This window comes from Acidovorax sp. KNOB132 (genome assembly GCF_057541515.1).
Window position 1 is genome coordinate 1 of sequence record NZ_BAAJYT010000527.1, and the last position, 1,277, is coordinate 1,277.

Sequence of the window (1,277 nt, forward strand, 5' to 3'; positions counted from 1 at the left end):
CGGCCGGCCGGCCCGCGCCCCAGGCCCAGCGCCGCGCCGTGCACGCGCGCGATTTCGTCGGCAATGGCCAGACCCAGGCCGGTGCCCTCCCCCGCAGCCCCCGGCACCCGGTAAAAGCGCTGCAGCACCCTCGCCTGCTCCGCCTCGGGAATGCCCGGTCCGTCGTCCTCGACCTGCAGGAACGCGCCGCCGTTGGCAGCGCCGCCGCAGCGGATGGTCACGGCGCCACCGGCCGGCGTGTATTTGATGGCGTTGTCCACCAGGTTGGTGAGCAGCTCGCGAAGCAGCCAGCCATGGCCCACGGCCCGGGCCGGCGCGACCTCCAGCCCCAGGTCCAGCCCCTTGGCGGTGGCCGCGTCGAGGAACGCCTCCAGCAGGCTTTCACACAGGTCCTTCAGATCCACGCTCTGCATGGCCTGCGCGTCCAGGCTGCGGGCATCCGCGCGCGACAGGGCCAGCAACTGGTGCGCCAGCTTGGAGGTGCGGCGGGTGGCCTGCCGCAGCTTCTCGATCTGATCCGCTCCTAAATATATAGCACCATACCCTAGTACCATTTGCGCTGGAGCCTGTTTTGATCCATGGCTCTCCCGGCCACTGCCCGCCTGCGCGGACAGCGCCCAGGCTTCCACCTGTGCCTGCAGGCTGGCCAGCGGCGTGCGCAGCTGGTGCGCGGCATCGGCCACGAAGCGCCGCTGCCCCTCGGCCTGCTCGTTCACCAGGGCGAACAGCCGGTTCAGCGAGTACACCAGGGGCCGCACCTCCACGGGCGACGCGGCTTCGTCGATGGGGTTCAAGTCCCGGGGCGAGCGCCGGGCGACGGCCTCGGCCAGGTCCACCAGCGGCTTGAACGCGCGGCGCACGGCCCAGTGGATGGCCAGCGCCGCAGCCGCCACCAGCACCAGGTTGGGCAGCAGCACGCGCAGCAGCATCTGCTTGCCCCACTGCTGGCGCGGATCGGAGCCGTCGGCCAGCGCCACCACCAGCTCCCCCGCCCCCGTGCGGCTGCGCTGGACGGCCACGCGGTAGGTGACGCTGTCGTATTCGACGCTGTGGAACTCGGGGTCGTGCGTGGCCGGTACGGCGCTCTGCACCCAGTCCTCGCCCAGCAGCACGCGGCCGGACAGGTCCTGCACGCTGTAGCCGGAAAAGCCGCTGTTCTGGCGCAGGAACTCCTCCACCGGGGGCGCGAGCAGCAGCAGCGGCGGGCCGCCGTCGCTCACGGGCGGGGCCACCACCGAGTCGGCCAGCGCCGGCAGCAGCCGCAGCAGGCGCTGGTT

Annotated in this window: 1 protein-coding gene; it reads right to left on the reverse strand. The window is 72.2% G+C overall.

The window, feature by feature from the left end; genetic code table 11:
* Positions 1-1,277, reverse strand: a 1,277-nt coding sequence (locus AC27IO_RS24355; RefSeq protein WP_498741232.1) for an ATP-binding protein, incomplete at both ends; no start/stop codon positions are given.